The sequence below is a fragment of the Nostoc sp. CHAB 5715 genome, from assembly GCF_020829685.1.
Taxonomy (GTDB): Bacteria; Cyanobacteriota; Cyanobacteriia; order Cyanobacteriales; family Nostocaceae; genus Nostoc.
This window is the reverse complement of record NZ_JAIVFR010000014.1, coordinates 1-18,119: the sequence shown is the minus strand read 5'-3', so window position 1 is coordinate 18,119 and position 18,119 is coordinate 1. Positions and strand designations below refer to the sequence as shown.

Annotated in this window: 11 protein-coding genes and 3 pseudogenes; 8 read left to right on the top strand and 6 right to left on the bottom strand. The window is 40.8% G+C overall.

The window, feature by feature from the left end:
* Window positions 1–118 precede the first annotated feature (118 nt).
* A pseudogene (locus tag LC574_RS01730) lies at window positions 119–1,486 on the bottom strand (cation:proton antiporter); the annotation flags it as partial.
* Between the two features lie 31 nt (window positions 1,487–1,517).
* On the opposite strand from LC574_RS01730, the gene LC574_RS01725 reads away from it, so the two are divergent.
* Both LC574_RS01725 and LC574_RS01720 read left to right on the top strand, forming a co-directional pair.
* Window positions 1,518–1,868: a hypothetical protein gene (locus tag LC574_RS01725; RefSeq protein WP_229451214.1), complete on the top strand. Its 351-nt coding sequence runs from the start codon at window positions 1,518–1,520 to the stop codon at window positions 1,866–1,868.
* A 333-nt stretch (window positions 1,869–2,201) separates the two neighbouring features.
* Complete coding sequence (locus tag LC574_RS01720; RefSeq protein WP_229451215.1) at window positions 2,202–6,119, top strand: plasmid replication protein, CyRepA1 family; 3,918 nt, start codon at window positions 2,202–2,204, stop codon at window positions 6,117–6,119.
* A 107-nt stretch (window positions 6,120–6,226) separates the two neighbouring features.
* Here the strand turns inward: LC574_RS01720 and LC574_RS01715 are convergent, their stop codons facing one another.
* Complete coding sequence (locus LC574_RS01715; RefSeq protein WP_229451213.1) at window positions 6,227–7,156, bottom strand: tyrosine-type recombinase/integrase; 930 nt, start codon at window positions 7,154–7,156, stop codon at window positions 6,227–6,229.
* Between the two features lie 476 nt (window positions 7,157–7,632).
* On the opposite strand from LC574_RS01715, the pseudogene LC574_RS01710 reads away from it, so the two are divergent.
* Window positions 7,633–7,845 (top strand): annotated as a pseudogene (locus LC574_RS01710) (IS4 family transposase); the annotation flags it as partial.
* Between the two features lie 461 nt (window positions 7,846–8,306).
* Complete coding sequence (locus LC574_RS01705) at window positions 8,307–8,996, top strand: hypothetical protein (protein WP_229451212.1); 690 nt, start codon at window positions 8,307–8,309, stop codon at window positions 8,994–8,996.
* 650 nt (window positions 8,997–9,646) lie between these two features.
* On the opposite strand, the gene LC574_RS01700 is transcribed toward LC574_RS01705, so the two are convergent.
* Complete coding sequence (locus LC574_RS01700) at window positions 9,647–10,300, bottom strand: hypothetical protein (protein ID WP_229451211.1); 654 nt, start codon at window positions 10,298–10,300, stop codon at window positions 9,647–9,649.
* 404 nt (window positions 10,301–10,704) lie between these two features.
* Here LC574_RS01700 and LC574_RS01695 point away from each other — a divergent pair, with 404 nt between their 5' ends.
* Window positions 10,705–11,544 (top strand): hypothetical protein, encoded by an 840-nt coding sequence (locus LC574_RS01695; RefSeq protein WP_229451210.1) that lies wholly within the window; start codon window positions 10,705–10,707, stop codon window positions 11,542–11,544.
* A 75-nt stretch (window positions 11,545–11,619) separates the two neighbouring features.
* On the top strand, window positions 11,620–12,174 hold the full coding sequence (locus LC574_RS01690) for a hypothetical protein (protein ID WP_229451209.1): 555 nt from the start codon (window positions 11,620–11,622) through the stop codon (window positions 12,172–12,174).
* Here the strand turns inward: LC574_RS01690 and LC574_RS01685 are convergent, their stop codons facing one another.
* A complete protein-coding gene (locus LC574_RS01685; RefSeq protein ID WP_229451208.1) occupies window positions 12,175–12,858 on the bottom strand; it encodes a response regulator transcription factor in 684 nt (227 codons plus the stop codon).
* A gap of 265 nt (window positions 12,859–13,123) precedes the next feature.
* On the opposite strand from LC574_RS01685, the gene LC574_RS01680 reads away from it, so the two are divergent.
* A complete protein-coding gene (locus LC574_RS01680; RefSeq protein WP_229451207.1) occupies window positions 13,124–13,897 on the top strand; it encodes a HAMP domain-containing sensor histidine kinase in 774 nt (257 codons plus the stop codon).
* 564 nt (window positions 13,898–14,461) lie between these two features.
* On the opposite strand, the gene LC574_RS01675 is transcribed toward LC574_RS01680, so the two are convergent.
* Both LC574_RS01675 and LC574_RS01670 read right to left on the bottom strand, forming a co-directional pair.
* Window positions 14,462–15,277: a hypothetical protein gene (locus LC574_RS01675; RefSeq protein ID WP_229451206.1), complete on the bottom strand. Its 816-nt coding sequence runs from the start codon at window positions 15,275–15,277 to the stop codon at window positions 14,462–14,464.
* Between the two features lie 2 nt (window positions 15,278–15,279).
* Window positions 15,280–16,635 (bottom strand): hypothetical protein, encoded by a 1,356-nt coding sequence (locus LC574_RS01670; protein WP_229451205.1) that lies wholly within the window; start codon window positions 16,633–16,635, stop codon window positions 15,280–15,282.
* Here LC574_RS01670 and LC574_RS01665 point away from each other — a divergent pair.
* A pseudogene (locus LC574_RS01665) lies at window positions 16,548–17,825 on the top strand (PAS domain S-box protein); the annotation flags it as partial. The gene LC574_RS01670 and the pseudogene LC574_RS01665 sit on opposite strands and share 88 nt — an antisense overlap.
* Window positions 17,826–18,119 lie beyond the last annotated feature (294 nt).

The following is an 18,119-nucleotide window of genomic DNA, read 5'->3' as shown; positions in this document are numbered from 1 at the left end:
CGTAAATTGTCAAAATATTGTTTGAAACTCTCAAATTGGGCATTGGGCATGGGGCATTGGGCATTGGGCATTGGTTATTAATTCTTCTCCCTCATCCCCCTCATCCCCCTCATCCCCCTCATCCCCCAGAAGCCTCACTAGCGGAAAATTCAGATAATTGGGCGAGGGATAGGTCTTCAACCTCTGGTAACTTTTCTAGAGAGAGGGGAGTGGATTGGGTAGCACCAGATAAACGTTTTAAAAGGCTAGGTCTGGGGTCATGCAACAGGTAAATAATGCGATCGCCAACTTCCCACTCTTGGTTAGCTGGCATTACCTGTAAGCGTTCTTCTCGTTCTACCAATAGCGGTATCAACACCCCAGTCCGAATCTTTTCTTGGATGCGATCGCATTGAGTAGAAAACTCTAACTCATTTAGCGTAGTTGTCCCCAGCTTGACGCGCCCATCATTCAAATATTCATTCCAAGTTTTAATCGCTAAGTCTGGGATAAAAGCTTGATTAACTTTATTACTAACCGAACTATTCGCTTGCGGATCGCGCGGGAAAACAGCTAAGACGCGCGGCGGCTTAAATTCCTCAGCTGCCCTTTGAGCCAAAACAAAATTCACCTCGCCATTACTTGTCATAGCCAAAAAGGTACCCATAGAGGCAAGTCCCGCCTCTTCCAAAACAGCAGCATCAAGCCCACTGCTGGCAATCACCCGCAGATTTTGCGCCTCGGCTTGCACAAGAGATTCGGGGTCAGTATCAATCATAACCACGTTTTCTCCCCGTTCTTGAAAGAAGCGGGCAATCAAAAGACTCAAGGGATTACAACCCACAATCACTGCCCCAGTTACGTCTTTGGAAGTGATTTGCAGCCATTTAGCAACCCAGCCAGCTGTTAGCCCTTGGCAGACAACAGTCATGATAATTGTGAGGAAGACTAAAGCTTTGATGGAATCACCGCCGTTAATGCCGCGCTGTGTCAGCGAAATCGCAAAAAAAGAAGCGACGGAGGCAGCAACAATTCCTCTAGGAGCAACCCAGCTTAAAAACAGTTTTTGTCGCCAGTTTAAGTCACTGTTCCAGGTACACAAGAGGATATTAATTGGGCGAACGACAAACATTAATACCAAAACAGTAAATAAACTACCCCAACCCAAAGCAAACACACTGGCAATGGATAAATCAGCAGCTAATAAGATGAACAGCACCGAAACGCTGAGAATTGTCAGTTGACCCTTAAAGCTCCTTAACAGGCGTTCTTCTGGGACTGAGGAGTTAGCAAAAACTGCCCCTGCAACTACCGTTGTCATTACTCCCGATTCACTGCGGATCATTTGCGATAAGGTAAACAGGCTCCAAAGTATTGCCAATACCACTAAGTTTTTTAGCTCGAATGACAGAAAACTAGCGCGTTTGAAAATCAAACTCATCAGATAACCGCCAGCACTACCAATTGCCGCACCAACACCCAGGCGCATCAGCAAACCGACGATCGCAATCAGGACGGAGCAATTACAACTATTACCTGTGGCTATTAGGGAAATTAGGCAAGTACTTGCACGTATTGAGTTTACATGGCAGGAGTTTTGGGCTGTAGCTGAAAAATACGAGGTGATAAAAGCAGATTACTGGGCCGAACTTACTACCTCAGAAAAAGAACTGATTTCTGCCCTGCAATCCGAAGCGAATGTTCCTTTAACGATTCAAGTTGGTTCGATTGTTTGCCATGCTGATCCAAAGCACACCTTATATATAGCTAAAGGGAAAGTTGTCCAGGATTTAGGCGAACAAGTAGTCGTGGCATGGGATAACTCTCAGGATGAACCGAAAAACACCTCCATATACAACAAATACGAGTTGCGGTTTCCCGGTAGCTAGCAATTAAACCAATTGGCAATACTTCGGCTGCGCCCAACTCTTGGAGAGGCTGCGCCAACGACACAGCGAGGGACAAGCTCAGTACAAGTTCGCTTTTTCGCCCATTCGCTTTTTCCGTGAAAGTGACGGGGATTTAGATTTAGGCGTTCAATTCGCGGTGCCGTCATTCGTGATTTTTTAGACCAACAAACAAGAATACTCACACCCATTCGCAATTGGTATGGGTTGTTTTAATCATGGAAAATATTGGGAGAAAATGTGAATACAACTAACAATGCAATTAAGAGTGGCAGCAAAGAGCCATTCGAGCCGAAACCAGATTGCAAGGTATCAATTGAGCAGATATTACACCCAATTGAATACCCAAACAACCTCAAGGCTGCCGAATACCATGAGCTATATGTTGGTAGTGCCATTCATCCAGCACTGATTTCACGCAGTTTCTTCCACATTGAAGGGGAATCAATTTACGATTATCTGTTCATCTCCGATAAAATCCCTCGGAAAAATGCAGGTAGAGTAACAGATTCATACATCAAAAGATATGACCATCTCTTACTGGGGGGAATATGGATTGGGTCTCTTGATCCGTTGAATAATTGGCGACCAATGGAATGGGGAAGGATTAAGCCCAACTTCCCTCGCATTGATTGGCAAACAGGTAAACCAGTTAAATACGAGTCGCCACCTAAGACAGCAAACCGCGTTACCTATTTCGATATTCCTAACTGCATTTTGAATCTTGTTGCACGGCGCTACAATGTCCCCGATATTCAAAAAGTGCTTTTTGCAAAACGTGGGAAAAAGCTGCATATTAAAGGTCAACCCCAACTCTTGGCGACGCTGCGCCAACGGGTCAGTCAGCACAATTCGCAATTCGCAATTCGCAATTCGCAATTAATGCCCCAGGATAAATCCTGGGGCTTGTACCATCAAGGAATAATTGGTCAAAATTCAAAATTCAAAATTCAAAGGAAAAATACAAAAATTTTACCTTTGGGCTTGAAAATAGTTGCCCACTTGTGCAATTCCCAATTAGTGCAGTTAATTTCTCTTTTAGCATTGTGTTTACAAGACTTACTCAATCCACTGATATTTTGGTCATGGTTTGCACAGCAAATACAGTCGAACATCGAATTGCAGCAGAAAAATGTACAAATCACTTTCTGGGAGTGGATAAAGCAGCATCCAGAGATTCCAATAATATTATGCGAGGGCGAGAAGAAGGCTGCTTGCTTGCTGAGTCTCGGATTTGTAGCAATCGCACTGCCGGGAATTTGGAACGGGCGCGTCGGCAAACAAGATTTCGATGAACGGTTGCATCCTGACTTAGTACCAATGGCTCAGGCGGGGCGCAAGTTCATTATACTATTTGACCACGAAACTAAACCTAAAACCCGGTGGTCAGTTTTTCAAGCTACTGTTCGCACTGCAAAAGCAATTGAGTCTGCTGGTTGCCAATGTGAAGTTGCATTACTGCCAGGGCCAGAAAAAGGCGTTGATGATTTTGTAGTTAGTCGCGGTGTTGATGCGAATGCCCTGCTGACTGCAATCATAGACGATGCCAAATCACTCAAAGATTACCAGCGCTCGTATCGGGCTAAAAAATGGGGACTAAGTAAGTACAAACCAGATGTCACAGTCAATATTAAATATTTGACCCAAGCACTCTGCATTCCTGACTTATCAGAAAAATCTTCATCTGTCCCGGCTCTTTATAATCTGGCAGAAGAAAAATTGTTTACCCCCTGTGTTAAAGGAGCAGAGGTGCAGAGGTGCGGAGGGGCAGAGGTGCAGGGAAAAGAGGCAGAGGTGCAGGGGAGTAGTGGAGTAGTGGAGAATTTTTGTATAAATTCTTTCCCCTCTGCCCAAGAGCCCCTCTGCCCAAGAGCCTCTTTCCCCTCTGCCCAAGAGCCCCCCTGCCCCCCTGCCCCGAAAAAATCCTTCCGTTTTCCCGAAAAAGGACTGGTTGTACTGTGGAGCGACATGGGCACTGGTAAAACTGAACTCATGCGCTGGTGGCGTGACCAAAACCCCGACGCGCGGTTCCTCAACAATGGACATCGGGTTAACTTGTTGAAAAATCTTGCCGAACGCTTGCAGACGGCGATGTACTCCGACTTGGGTTACACAGGTTTAGCCCAGGCCCAAGCTCTCTCCATTACTATTGACAGCTTGCATAAGCTGAATACTCAGTCTCTCACCTACGGCTGCATATTTATAGATGAAGCCTGCCAATACCTTACCCACCTACTACACAGTAATACTTGCAAACAACACCGTGCAGCAATACTTGAAGTACTGGAATATATAGTATACAACGCGCCACTGGTCGTCATCGCTGATGCACACATGGATGACCTGACTGTGGACTTCTTCCGCTCCATGCGACCAAAAGGTGAAGTACCTTACATCATTAAAAACGAGTGGCGAAACGGTTCACGCACAATTTATTGGTACGAGGGGGATAATGAGAGCGCCCTAGTCGCCCAAATCTCGGCAGCGCTGATGCTTGGAGAAAAAATCATGGTTGTAAGTGACAGTAAGCGTTTCATCAAAAAACTCGACAAATCCTTTACTATCAAGTGCGAAGAATCTAACTCCGAAAAATCACATACACCTCAAAAATGGCGTATTTGGTCAGTTCATTCAGACAATTCTGGCAGTGATGAAAATGTCGCTTTCATCAAAGATATCACCAACGCCGTCAAAAACTTTGATGCCTTGTTCACCTCTCCCAGTCTCGGTACTGGTGTCGATATTTCCCAGTATCATTTTGATACCGTATTTGGTGTGTTTCACGGCGTTTCCCAAACTGCTACTGAGTGCGCTCAACAACTGTACCGTTATCGTCCAAAAGTCCCGTTTCATATTTGGGTGGCAAAGCGTCCTCCCTTCGGCTACCAAGATACAAACGCATCCAAGATTAAAGAGCGCTTGCTTCAAACCAATGAAATGACTGCTTTTCTGTTGCGGATTGACCGTCAAACAGGCTTAAGGGGCGCAGAGAAAGATTGGGCGCTTGAGGCTTACTGCCAAATTATGGCTAACCGCCACTATTCTCTCAATAATCTGCGTGATGATTTGCGTGAGCTCCTCACCGAAATGGGCAATACCTTTATATGTGTGGGAAACGATTCAGATCCTCAAGCAAGAGAAAGTCTAAAAGCAGCAGCACAAGCTTTGGATAGTGCCCACAATTCGGCTGTTGCCAAGGCTAAGAATATTACTTTGAGTGAGTACCGCGCCCGTCAGAGCAAAGATTACCTTGACCCTAATGAAATTTTTGAATGTGAAAAGTTCCGCATTTCTGATTCTTATGGCATCGAAGTAACCGAATCACTCGTAGAAATAGATAAAGGTGGCCGCTTAATAAGAGCGATCGCCGGACTTGAGGCCATTTTAGCAGAACCTGATGAATCAATTGTTGACCCCAAAACTGGGCGAAGTTATCCTACCCCACCAACAATTGTCACCCAAAAAGACCGCAACGAGCGGGACAATTTACCTTTGTGCATCGACTGGGGCAATTACTCGGCACGGTGGCTGGCGCGGTTTAATCTGGGGCTGCATGAAATTCTCTTAAGTTTAATGAGGGGTGATGAAGTTACCGCCGACGATTCCACCTTACTCAAGATGAGGGAGATCGCTATACATTGTGCTGCTCACGTTAAAGCAATTCTTGGTTTTACTATTCCCAGTGACTGTAAACCTATTTGGTTGCTGGGCACTTTAGTCGAGCAGCTGGGGTTAAAGTTGACCTTCCGTAAGCAGGGTAAGCGGGGTCAACAGGTAAAGCTTTTCTCTTTATCTAAAAAGGAATTGGAATTTGCTCAAGAGGTAATTGCTCATCGCGTGGCAAAGCGTAATCAAAAAGAAAATCGAATCTATTGCGCTCCCCAAACCCCTGCTGTATATAGCGTAAACCCTAATCAGCAGTCCGTATCCCCCCCCCCCTTTAATGCTATAGGTAACTCCCATTCAGGAGGGGAGGATACTACCGATTCTGAACCGCCTCCGACTGATTGCACTACCCTACTTCATTGTGTGGAAATACTTCGCTCTGGTATAACCTTGGGGGTTGAGGCGATTAAAGGCATTCTCAAGCGATGGGCTGGGGATTTGCGTTGGGAGACTGTGCTGGAGTTGGAAGCGATCGCGGCAAATGAACTGCGTAAGCTTGAGGCTCAAGTACCGGAATTTTACCTGTGGCTTGATGAAGATGTGTTGCCAATGGAGGGGGCTGGCTAGGTTAAAAATCTCCCTGGCATGAATTGCAGTTTTTCTGTTTTGTTGACGGTAGCAATTGATGCCACTGGTTCCAATTTGTGCTGTATTTTCACAAGTCATGCAAAATGTCAAAGATCCATCAAGTTTAAAGCGCTACTGTCATTAGGTCTAGCCTTGAGATAGCGATCGGTGATGGCTAAATTGGCATGACCCAAAGTTTCTTTCACCAGCACTGGATTAGTCCCGCGCTCAATTGCGTGAGAACCGTGGGCATGACGTAACCAGTGAGCCGAAACCAGTTCGCTTAATCCGGCTTCAAGGGAGATCGCTTTGACAATCGGGTGCAAGTTTTGACGGTCTAAATGTCCCCCCTTTTGACTTGGAAACACTGCTTGATTAGAGTGAGCCGAAGCTTTGAACTCCATTAATTCCGCCCAAAGCTTTGGCTTGATGAGAATTGTCCGATTTTTGCTGCCCTTGGCTTTTCGCACGTACACTTGACCACTCTCACCACGGGGTGTCAAATCTCCCCATGTTAACTCACAGATTTCACTTGCCCGTAACCCTGCCTGATACAGGAGTTTGATAATTAACAAATTACGTAGGGCTGTGTACTGGCGCTTAGGAGTTTTAGCATCAGCTAAATGCTTAGAAGCTGCTCTTACCAACAATTTAATATCAGCTTCGTCTAAATAGCGTTCGTTGATTACATCCGGCAGTTCACCCAGTTTTAGCGCCATACCAACATTAAAAGGGAGATATCCAATTTTATGAGCGAAACTAATCAAGCTTTTCGCTGCGGCAATATATATCCGCTTTGTACTTTGAGCATTGCCCCCCAAGTCAGCAGCGTATTCTACCAAGTCTTCATAAGTCACTTTTTTGAGAGGTTTGTCCAAAAATTCCAGAAATCGCCTAATGTAGCGTCGGTAAGAGATGATAGATGACTCTGCTTTTCCTTCCAACCACAGCCCAATCAACTTCGCCTCCGCCTGCGCTACTGGCAAGGAAGCGATCGCCTTTCTATGTGCTGTTATGTGGACAAGAGAGAGCGTCATTTTTATTACTCCCTTAAAAAACAGACACAATGGTAGTTTCGTCTGGTTTTATAGTGTCTGATTTTTATTGTCCTTCAAAGAGTGCATTTCAACTCACTGTTTCACAACTGAAAAATAAACTTTTTTTACGTATAGTACACTCATAATACCCAGAATGATGATACAAGCAATACTATTATTGACTATCCATTGCGGATTGAAAGTTGGGCATTTCCTCCGAAAAAATGCTGCTTATACACGGCTAACTTGTCATAGAGGGAGGTGCTATTTTTAGATGTAGGACTTACGCACTGTACAAATGCATTGTGATGTGCATTACCTAAAATAGCCTATTTCAGACTTTTCTTAATTATCCTGCGATCGTACATAGACCATGCTGTAGGGGCACAGCATTGCTCATTGGTGTCAACTTAAGCAAAAAGCAGGCAGAAGATGTAATCTAAGAACATCTAGTTTGATGTGATTAGTGATACATCATGAGTACAAAACGTCCAGCGCGACTCGGCAACCCAGACCTGCGTCAACAAAAACATGTGCCAGCACCGCCCATAGAACAAATCGAGAAACAGATATTTTCATTGCTATCTCCTGGAAGCTTTAAACCCCTGAAATTCTATTCAGACGAAGAACAGAAGAAAAAACTTCGAGATAGAATATTGACCCTACCGGTGATGATGGCGATCGTTTTAAAGTTTTGTGAGCTACAAGAAATGGAACCGAGCGATTATGCAGATGAGCAGTATGGGTATTTTCAGCAATTAACGGAATCACTGTCCAGATTTAATACCCAGTGTCTGGCGAAGATGGTTGATGCTGGAATTGCTACGGGGTGATGTCTCAATACGGTTCGGATAAGCATTTTTCACTTTCCTTGTGGTCTGGGGAATGGGTTTGCGGGTAAAGGGTAAAGGATGTATTCAAAACCTTTCCCCTTTTCCCTTTCCCCTTTAACCGAACCGTATTGGATGATATCTATATTTATTTGCAATCGCCAATGGTAGCCGTTGGCAGTAGCATCTCTTCACAAAAGCCATCGCTTGAAGAATGCGCTGACACATTTGGCGATGATAGTATCAAGGTAATTCATCATGACGAATTACACGATTTAATAAGCGTGGACAGTCCAAGTTTACCTAGATGAAACGTAGACATGAGCAATACAGGGCGTAAAAAAAAGCTAGCATCTTTCAACTGTGACCAAAAGATGTGGTCGCAGTTTATCGCCCGTTGCCGGGAGAAAGGCACGACGGCAACAGCCACGCTCACCCAATTTATCGAACTCTACTTAGATGATATAGATAACCTTGATACAACTGGTGGCAATAAATTAGATAAACGCCTCGACTCTAAGATTAAGGCAAGCGTTGAGGAATACTTAGTTACTAGCAATAATATTCACCCCAGTTTGAACAGTGAAACGATATTAGATATTTGCGAAAGACTTGATAAACTCGAATCACATTCAAGTGAATCTAATAGCAACCAAACCACAGCAATCCCTAATCTCGCCGATTTATCAGAAAAAATTGAGGGGACGTGTGCCCGAATGACACAGTTGGCTGAGGCAATTATCAAAATTCAAAACTATCTCAACAACCAACAAGGGCGGGGCAAGAAATCGTACTACAATAATTCATCATTCATTGGGCAAACTCCGCGAATGCAACCATTAACCGAAGAAGGTTTGGCGAAGAGACTTGGTGTAAGTGAGGAAACTGTACGCAAGGAGCGAATTAATCTTCACCCACCGCTTTTTGTAGCATGGTGTAAGGGCAAAGATAGATCCGGTATTGGGTGGGAATTTAACGAAAATACGGGATTATATCAGCCGGCAAGTTAGTATTGTCACGAACCAAAAATAGCGATCGCCTCTTCATCCACCAAAGCATATCCAATCACGTCCAGCAGTAAGAGCTGCTGATGCTGTATAGTAAAGCTTTTGTTCGCCATAGATTCCGTTGATAATTTCTGTAACCCCCAAAACTGTACCCGAATTCTCTTCTAAAAAAGTGGTTAAGGCATCAATTACGAATTGACCTTATATGCTTTAAGCATTGGTATCTCTTTGGGCTGCGGCGGCAAAACTTGTTTCTTCTTTTTGCCTTTGACTCTCGTGGACGAATTTTTCGTCTGATTTTTGGGTAGCAAAGTCAAAGAGAGAGTATAATATCCGGGTTCTCCAGCAGCGATCGCAAACTGAGACTTGCAGATTATTCTGATTCCCGGTTTTAAAACTATTAGTTTTCTAAACCCCTTATCAAGCAACTATTTCAGCTTTACAAGCGTGCGATTCGGGGCAAAGGGGAATATTGAACTTGTACAAATCTCTCCCCTGCTCCCCTGTTCAAGAGCACCTCTGCATTTCAAGCTTGTGAGAAATGCGGGTATAAGAGAATCGCGCTACCTAAAAAGCAATCAAGTGCATTCCCCCTTGGTGTTATGGGAGGAGCTGCACTCATCGAAAGCATATTTATTCAAACAGTTGTGAATTTACTGCTTTTTCCATTTTTCAAGGGTGAGACAAGGTTGTTTTGCAGTATTCGGTATAAATCCAGTGGAAGAAACACCGAAATTATTTAAAGATGCAATTTCGTTTTCGGCATTATCAATGGCTACTCGTATAGCTTGGACTTTATCTTGTGGGGAAAGTTTATCAATTTTAGCGCTGTCAGGATTCGGAAGGGTAGAACCTTTTTTGAGTGAAAATTCGTGTATTTTGTAAAACTGCTCTCCTCCTTCGGGTTTACCCAATAAGAGACAACCTTTAGATTTGACGAATAAACCAACATTCTGCATATTGAAACTAAAATGAGGCTTAGTGAAAAATTTTACCTCTTCAACAGGCCCCCAGACAAGGACGGCTTCAGAAAAACCTTTAGTACGAATATCTCGACTTTCGTTACAGCCGTTGTTGTCTTGATTGAGAAACCCGTCACTACAAACTTTCCAATTAACTTTGTATAAATCAGGAGTAGTGTCAACAAAGTCTTTGAGAAGATCCGCTTCTGCTTTTTGCTTTGCTGCAATCAACTGTTGTTCTTTTTCATCGGCAATTTGTTCAGGAGTTTTACTTTGGCAAGAGACGATACCACCACTGACGAGCAAAGCTAAACTAATGGCAATTTGTGAAGTTTTGAAAATCATATTACTCTCAGTTGATAGCTAAGAATTTATTCCAGATAAAGCTGATATTAGAAGAGATAGATTTAGCCGATTTTAGAAAAATAATTTTCTGGTTATCATCAAATAAAAGTAGCTAAATCTGATATGGAATAATATATAGTAATTCGATTTCAAATAGCAAGATAAAAACAGGAATTAACTATTAAAAAGCTTAAAGTTTTCCGGGAATTTACTGTTATTCAGATTGGCGAGTGATTTTTTAATAGAATGTAAAAAAAAGCAATAGCCAAAAGTACGATATTTTTTTAGACTTCAAGCGATTCCTTTAAAGTGTCGTAATATGCCATATTATCTAACGTATCTTCTTATGGTTAAAGGCTAGCTTTTGGAATAAGAGTCAGGAGAACAAAAGAGTTAGTGGAGAAATGGTAGAAGTTTGGCGATATTGGGAATTCGAGCATCCATCAACTTATGTGGTAAGAGTGATAGCAACACCATCAGGGCTAGAGTTATTTGCAGTGGATGTATTGCAAATAGTCGCTCCAGCTTTAAACGATGATTTAGTGAGGTTAATGGATATTGAAGTTCATAAACGGTTAGTGATGATGGAGAATAATCAAGTGAGTTTGGTATCGACACTCAGCGCCCTATCGATTCACTCACTAATATCTCTAACAAGTGTAGTAGAACACAATGTAGTCAAACAATTTATGCAATGGGTAAGAACAAATGTGATGCCAGTGTTTAAAAATGATGTTAGTCTGATTGCAATCGAGCGACCAAAATACTTATTTCAACAAATAGATTATGAACAGAAAGATTCTTTAATTAAGTATTTGTATTTTCAAAATAGTGATTCTTGGTCATCAAATAGTATTGATTTATATTTAAAGTTTGTTTTCAAAAGGCTGACTTTAGCAGCTAGTTGTCCTCAGACTATTGATTTAAATGAGATTGACTCCAGAACTAGATATTTTCAAGTATTGAAGACAGTACTAAGGTCAGTCAGCAGTTATGAATATGTTTATGAAGATTTGGTTATAAGGTCGGCAAATTTATTGATAGCTCAATCATTAGATTTATTAGTTTATTACCATTTAATTAAATTGAATCATGGTGATTTAAATCAGGTACTAGAACAAGGATTAATATTACAGGCTCTGGGAACAACGGTTAATAAATCAATTGACAATTTCGAGGATTTAAAACCAATGTATTTAAATTTATTAAACTACTTTTCAGCAGAGATGCTGGCACTGGAGTAACCCTAGATTTATCAATTGTGATAAATCTAGTTTTACTCGCAAACTAATTAAACATGAAATACAGGAGAAAATCAGATGACAGATATTTTAAAGGATGAAGCGGAGATCCTTAACGGAGTAGAAGAATTACTCTTAGTAACAGATAAAGTCACAGAAGCACAAAGCACAGAAGAAGTAACCAGAGGTGAAAAAACAGAAGCAGGAAATACAGAAGGCAGACAAACAAAAGCCGCAGTCACCAATAAAAAACAGTGGAGTCGGAGATTAGTGATAGTGACAGGAGATAAAGGAGGAGTAGGAAAAAGTACTTTCGCTAGAGGATTAGCGCAAACATATTTGGATATAAAAAAAGAATTTTTGGCTTTTGATGCGGACATATCTAACTCTCATTTAAGCAGATTTTATGGGGATCAATGTCTGGTGAGAGAATTAGATTTTGCAACGGACAACGCTAATTATGTCATAGTCAAAAATCAACATTTTGATACGAGGTTTAAAGAGTATAAGCAATTAATACAGCAAACTTATAAGCTCTTTGTTGATAATCAGCAAACTCTGGCTGCTTGTCAAGATGAAAACCGTTTGAAAGGATATTGTTTAATTCAAATGCAAAAAAACAAGAAAAATTAATCAACCGGTAGCTCTCCAGTCTTGCGCCAAAGGTTCTAGATAGCCAAAACTTTGAGCTTTAATAATGGCATTGACCCGATCTCTAGCTCCCAACTTGAGAAAAAGGTTGCCAGCGTGGGATTTGACTGTGCTAATACTGATGAATAATTGATTAGCGATTTCCTTATTGGAGTAGCCACAGGCAATTAATTTGAGAATTTCAATTTCTTGAGTTGTAGGTAACTCATTGTACCTTTTGCCTTTAATTTTTGCACTCTGACGATGGTTCAATTCCAAGAATCTTTTGATAATCGCTTGGTCAAGATATTCTTCGTTTTGATAGATACTACGGATAGCGTTTTTAATCGACTCGATCTTGGTTGTCTTTAAGAAATATGAATCAGCACCGCAGGCGAAAGCTTCGTTAATCATATTTTGACTAGAATAAGCACTGAGGATAATAACTTTGGATAAAGTGTGCTTCTTAATCCTGGTTATCATCTCCAGTCCGTTGATATCTGGTAATCCAATATCAAGCAAGACAATATCAGGATTTGTTGAGTTGACTAACTCTAATCCCTCCAATCCACAGCTAGCCTCACCGCACAGTTCCATGTCTGATTCTTGTGCGATCGCCGTTCTAATGCCAAGTCTACATAGTTCTTGGTCTTCAATTACTACTACCCGAATTGTCATGATAGTCATATTTACACCGAGAATATTTGCACCGGAAGTTAATCTTTAACTTCTCCCCTTTTTATACCATAAATGTTTGACTGAAAGCAGCAAAATTAAAAAACAAGTATTAGTTATCTTGCGGATAATCAGAATATAAATATTTGCAAACTAATTCCATATCCAGGTTTTAATTAGAACATATATTGCCAAAAAATAGTTATACTTAAAAGTAAAAACCTCTGCTACGAGTCAGTTGGGAACAAAAAATTAAATTTCGCTCAGGAGTGGCTATATGTCCCAAGCAAAATTCATAAATAAAGTTAATATTTCCACATTACTGCATGACGTATCAAACGCGGTTGTCAGTGAATCAGTTGTTTTAAAGCAAATAATGGATGGGGAGTACGGTAGTACTTTGCAAGAGATAAAAACAATTCTAATATCCTTATGGCAGACAAATAATCAAGTAATTCAGTTGATAGAAAGGTATCAAAATCATCAGTCAAGAGATAGAGTTATCGGTTTGAATCCATCCTTGATTAATGAATTTGATTTTGGCGACTTACTAAATAATTTATATCAAGAGTATATGCCAAAAGTTATTAATCGGGGCTTAAGATTGCACTATGAGACTTGTACAGAATATCCGCATGGAACCAGGGTGAAAGGAGATGCAATACATCTTTACAGAATGTGTTCAAATCTACTTCAAAACGCCCTCTCATATACAGAGACAGGTGATATATTCTTGCGATTGTTGAACCAGGGTGATGACTTGGTAGTTTTAATTGAAGACACGGGCATTGGTATTGAATCAGAGGATTTGGCGAATATCTTTCTACCTTTTTATCGTGGGACTATTTCTTCACCTGGCTCCGGGTTAGGATTGTATATTGCAATGATGGTAGCTTATTCTCATGGGCTGAAACTGTCTGTAGATTCTGTTGTCGGTAAGGGAACGATATTTACAATAAAATTTCCCTATCAATTAAACAATTATTATGGAGTAGATGCTACAATCCCGAAAAAGTCGAGATTAACTCATGCGCTACCTGTACGACACTAAGCTATGGGATAAGATAGAGTATGTAATTGGATGTTTGATATTTGCTGGGCTGTTTATTGCTGCCGTTATCACATTCAGCACTAATATATTTGAAGCCACATTTTACATATTTCTTGCAACAATAATTGCTCCTTTTGTGAAAATAAATCCAATATTAAGACGGTATCTCTTAATCAGTGGATTTATATTTGGATTACTAATGGGGTATTTTAAGTAAGTGTGGGGAGTGTGGGAGGGGTGGGAGGTGTGGGAAGTGTGGGAAGTGTGGGGAGTGTGGGGAGTAACTAATTATTTCGATGAGTAATCATTTGGATTAACCTTATTTTCTCAAATACCATCAGAAATTACAAAATAATTTTTACCTAATTCTGGTATTTTGTTTAACTTCAATTCTTTTGTTCTTTATCTTCCCACACACCTCCAACCTCCCACACTCCCCACACCTCCCACACCCCTCTAGTACAGCACGGCGTAAATAAGCAGACCATTGAAAAGCCCTGAAGAGCTTATTCCATAACACTTTTGAATGCGTGATTTTTGACTTTTGACTTCCGCCTTGCGGTACTAGTCTCCTAGCTCGGAATGATCATCTTTATCAAATGTAAATTGCTGAGTTTTATCAGTTTGAATATGTGATAGTTGAGATTGTTCTTTTGCAATTCGCTGCTGATTAAAAGCAACGATTTTTTGTGCTTCTTCGTTTGAGAGGTTATTTGATGTAATTGTAAACTCATTAGTGTGGTCTTTATATGCGGCAAAAGCTTTTTGGTTGGATTCATTTTTGCGGTTAACATTGATAAACTGTATACCTTCTTTAATTAGTAATTGAAGTCTATAGAGAACCCCTTCATAAACGCGACCTTCATTTTTAGTATCTTGACCTTTAGCAATAATAGTTTGAACGACGGCAGTCATCAGAGACTTTTTGCTGAATTCATCGCTTTGATGTTGTTTATTAAACTCTTGATTTGGTGGTGTGGAGGGAGTTAGATTAGCTTTTGAGCCTTGAGCAATCATTGACTGAAGAAATATATGCTTTCTTTGAGTAATTAAGTTTTCAACTCTAGAGAAATTATTAGGCTGCTCAGTCACAGGTGTTTCGCTTTGAGTGACACCAAACTTTTGAGAATATTCAGCCAGATATTCATTTTTAAGTTGTTGTCTATAATCTTCAATATTTTGAGTGCTTTTGGTCAAAATATTTCTTAATTTATCTTTGAGATTTTGACGTGATTGTGAATCTAATTCAATGGGGGATTGCACTGTACTCTGTGGCACTTTCTCCATCATCAGAGCCAGTCGATAAGCCATCATATTATTCGAGATTCCACTGTTGCGATTAATATCAGCGATGGTTTCTCTAACATCTGTGGATTGCATAACTAAACTTCCAAGTTGTTAAATTGAGGTTCTGGGTTGCGAGACTCTTTCTGAGTTGGCTTCTGTGTTTGGACATTGAGGTTAATCCTCGGACTATAAAAATTATTAATAGATTGTTCGCGTAAGAATTTTAAATCCTCTGTGATTTGACTAAGTGGTGGCAAAACAATATCAGTTTTCCCATTAATAATAATCTCTTCTTTAGTTTGAATTAAAAATTTAAAATAAAGTTGTGACTGTTCACCTAAAGTCAGTTGAGCATTGGGGTCTTTTTGAAATCGCTCACGGAAACCTTCATTACCTTGGTTCGCTCCAGATGTCCATCTGAGAGAACTCTCTAATAAATTCCAAACTTCAGCTAATGCCGGATGAAGTGGCAAAGTCATATCACGAGTTGCGTGGGCATTAGCAGCAGAATTAATTGTTGGGATTTGAAGTTTAGTTGCCAGCAGCCTGAGTTTGTCAATTTCTAATGAGGTAATAGCCATAGAATGAACTTGATGATTCATTTTTTCATCAGTTCGGCTCAATTCTAAGTGTACAGCAACTCTTGTAGTGCCGTTATGTTCAGTTTTGAAAAGCTTGATATCACTACTATTTTCATCATTAGAAGTATAAGTAATCCGATAATTACCTAATACTAAATCGTGAGAATTAAAGGTTGACAGGGTACTTGTAAGTATCTTGAAGACTTCTAAAGATTTAAAACTTTCAAGGATTTTATGAGTACCATCAGGAGAAAGAGAACTTAGGCTGTTAGCAATTTTCCTGGGGTCTTCATCAAGGTCAGGTAGCTCTTTACCTTGCTTCAAGGTATCTGCAACCATTAAAAACTCCTGCCGCTCTATGGGTAAAAATTTATCTTGAGGTCTTTGAGTAATATTAATATGATATTGTGAGGCTTCAAACTCCATAATTGGATTATCTAAGTTTGTCGCCTGACGACGATGAATACTATAAGTAGATTTATTCTTTTTAATTAGGAAAGTATCGGCACGGTAAACTGTAGAGCCATCATCTTGTTCAACACCATAAGTCTTCACAAGCTCTCTAGCAGCAAAGGCAATGTCTTGATTTTGTTTAGCTTCTAAAAACCTTCGAGGAATTGTTTGTTTATAAACTGTTACCTGTTTAAGATTGACCCAACTGCTATCAGTAGGTACGCTGTTAGATGACAAAAAATCCTTATTAACGCTAGAGAGTTTTTCAATAAAAGTTTTGTTATCCTCTATGGTGTCAGAAATAATTTCGGATTGGCGACGACGGCGTTTTAATACGTCTGATTCTGCTAATTCATCGATTGACTCATCTTTTTCATCAACTGATTTATCAATTGGCGGCTCGGTTTCATTTTGCACTAAATGATGCAGGCTATCTGTTTTTAGGAAAAGCGGAGATGCTATTGATGCATTCGAGTCTGTTTACGTCACTAGACTTAAAAAACCGAATATTTACTAAAGTATCGTCGGTGAATATCCGCAATCGCATCTTAGTTATGGCAAATTCAATAAATGATGAATCTAGCAGCCGTTTGTCTCAAAACCTCCGGTTGCGAGATATGGGTTTCGACACAGCACCAATCGCCCAAGTAGTTATTGATAACAATGGAACTCTGGTGCTGGTGAACGAGCAGGCGCGGAATTTGTTTGCCCTTTCCCCCAGAGATTTAGCTCGTCCCTTCCATGATCTGGAACTTTCCTATCGACCAATTGAGTTGCGATCGCTAATTGAACGGGCTTATAATGAACGCCGCTTCATCACCCTGACAAATGTAGAGCGCTATTTGTCCAACACAGAAACTCAATATCTGGATGTGCGGATTACGCCTTTGCAAGACACCGACACCAGTTTCTTAGGTGTTAGCATCGCTTTTCATGATGTCACCCGTTACATTAAACTCCAAGAGGCGCTGCAACGCTCCCGACAGGAATTAGAAACTACTAACGAAGAACTGCAATCTACCAATGAAGAATTAGAAACCACCAACGAAGAACTCCAATCCACCAACGAAGAATTAGAAACCACTAACGAAGAACTCCAATCCACCAACGAAGAATTGGAGACAATGAATGAAGAATTACAATCTACTAATGAAGAATTACAGACAATCAATAGCGAGTTAAGCGATCGCACCAGCGAACTGAATCGCACTAATATTTTCCTGATCTCTATTCTCAAAAGTCTCCAAACTGGAATAGTAGTAATTGACAGCAGCTTTAACATCTCAATTTGGAATTACATGGTAGAAGATTTATGGGGCTTGCGAACTGATGAAGTTTTAGGAAAGTCTATCTTTAGCCTAGATATTGGCCTACCCGTCGAGCAGTTGCGATCGCCCATCCGCGACTCCCTATCGGGAAAAAAACAGTTTCAAGAAATGATCCTCGATGCTACCAATCGTCGGGGTAGGCAAATAAAATGTTACCTGGCGATCGCTCCATTGCTTGGCATTGAAGTGCAGGGAGCAGTTTTGATGATGGCAGATGTAGACAGTATCAGCAGTATGATTTCTACTCAAAGAATAGAACAAGGGCGGCAGCAGGAATGAAAAAGGCAGGTCTTGCTGGGGGCAACTGACAGGTGTAGGTTTATTACGTAGATGTGAGCATTCACAACTGGAAACTAGAAAATAAAGCATGAAACCAGGGATGTACTCAAAAATACGGTTCAGTTAGCGTCAAAAACCTTAAACTGCGTAGGTTGGGGAGCCACTGCGCCCATACGTGTCAACTTAAGCTAAAAGTAGCTTAACTGAAAGCTTCCTCACCCGCCTCGAACTAAAGTTCAAGGCTCATAGCTAAAGTCTACTGAAGTAGACTAAAAATTTTTGGCTATATTTAGT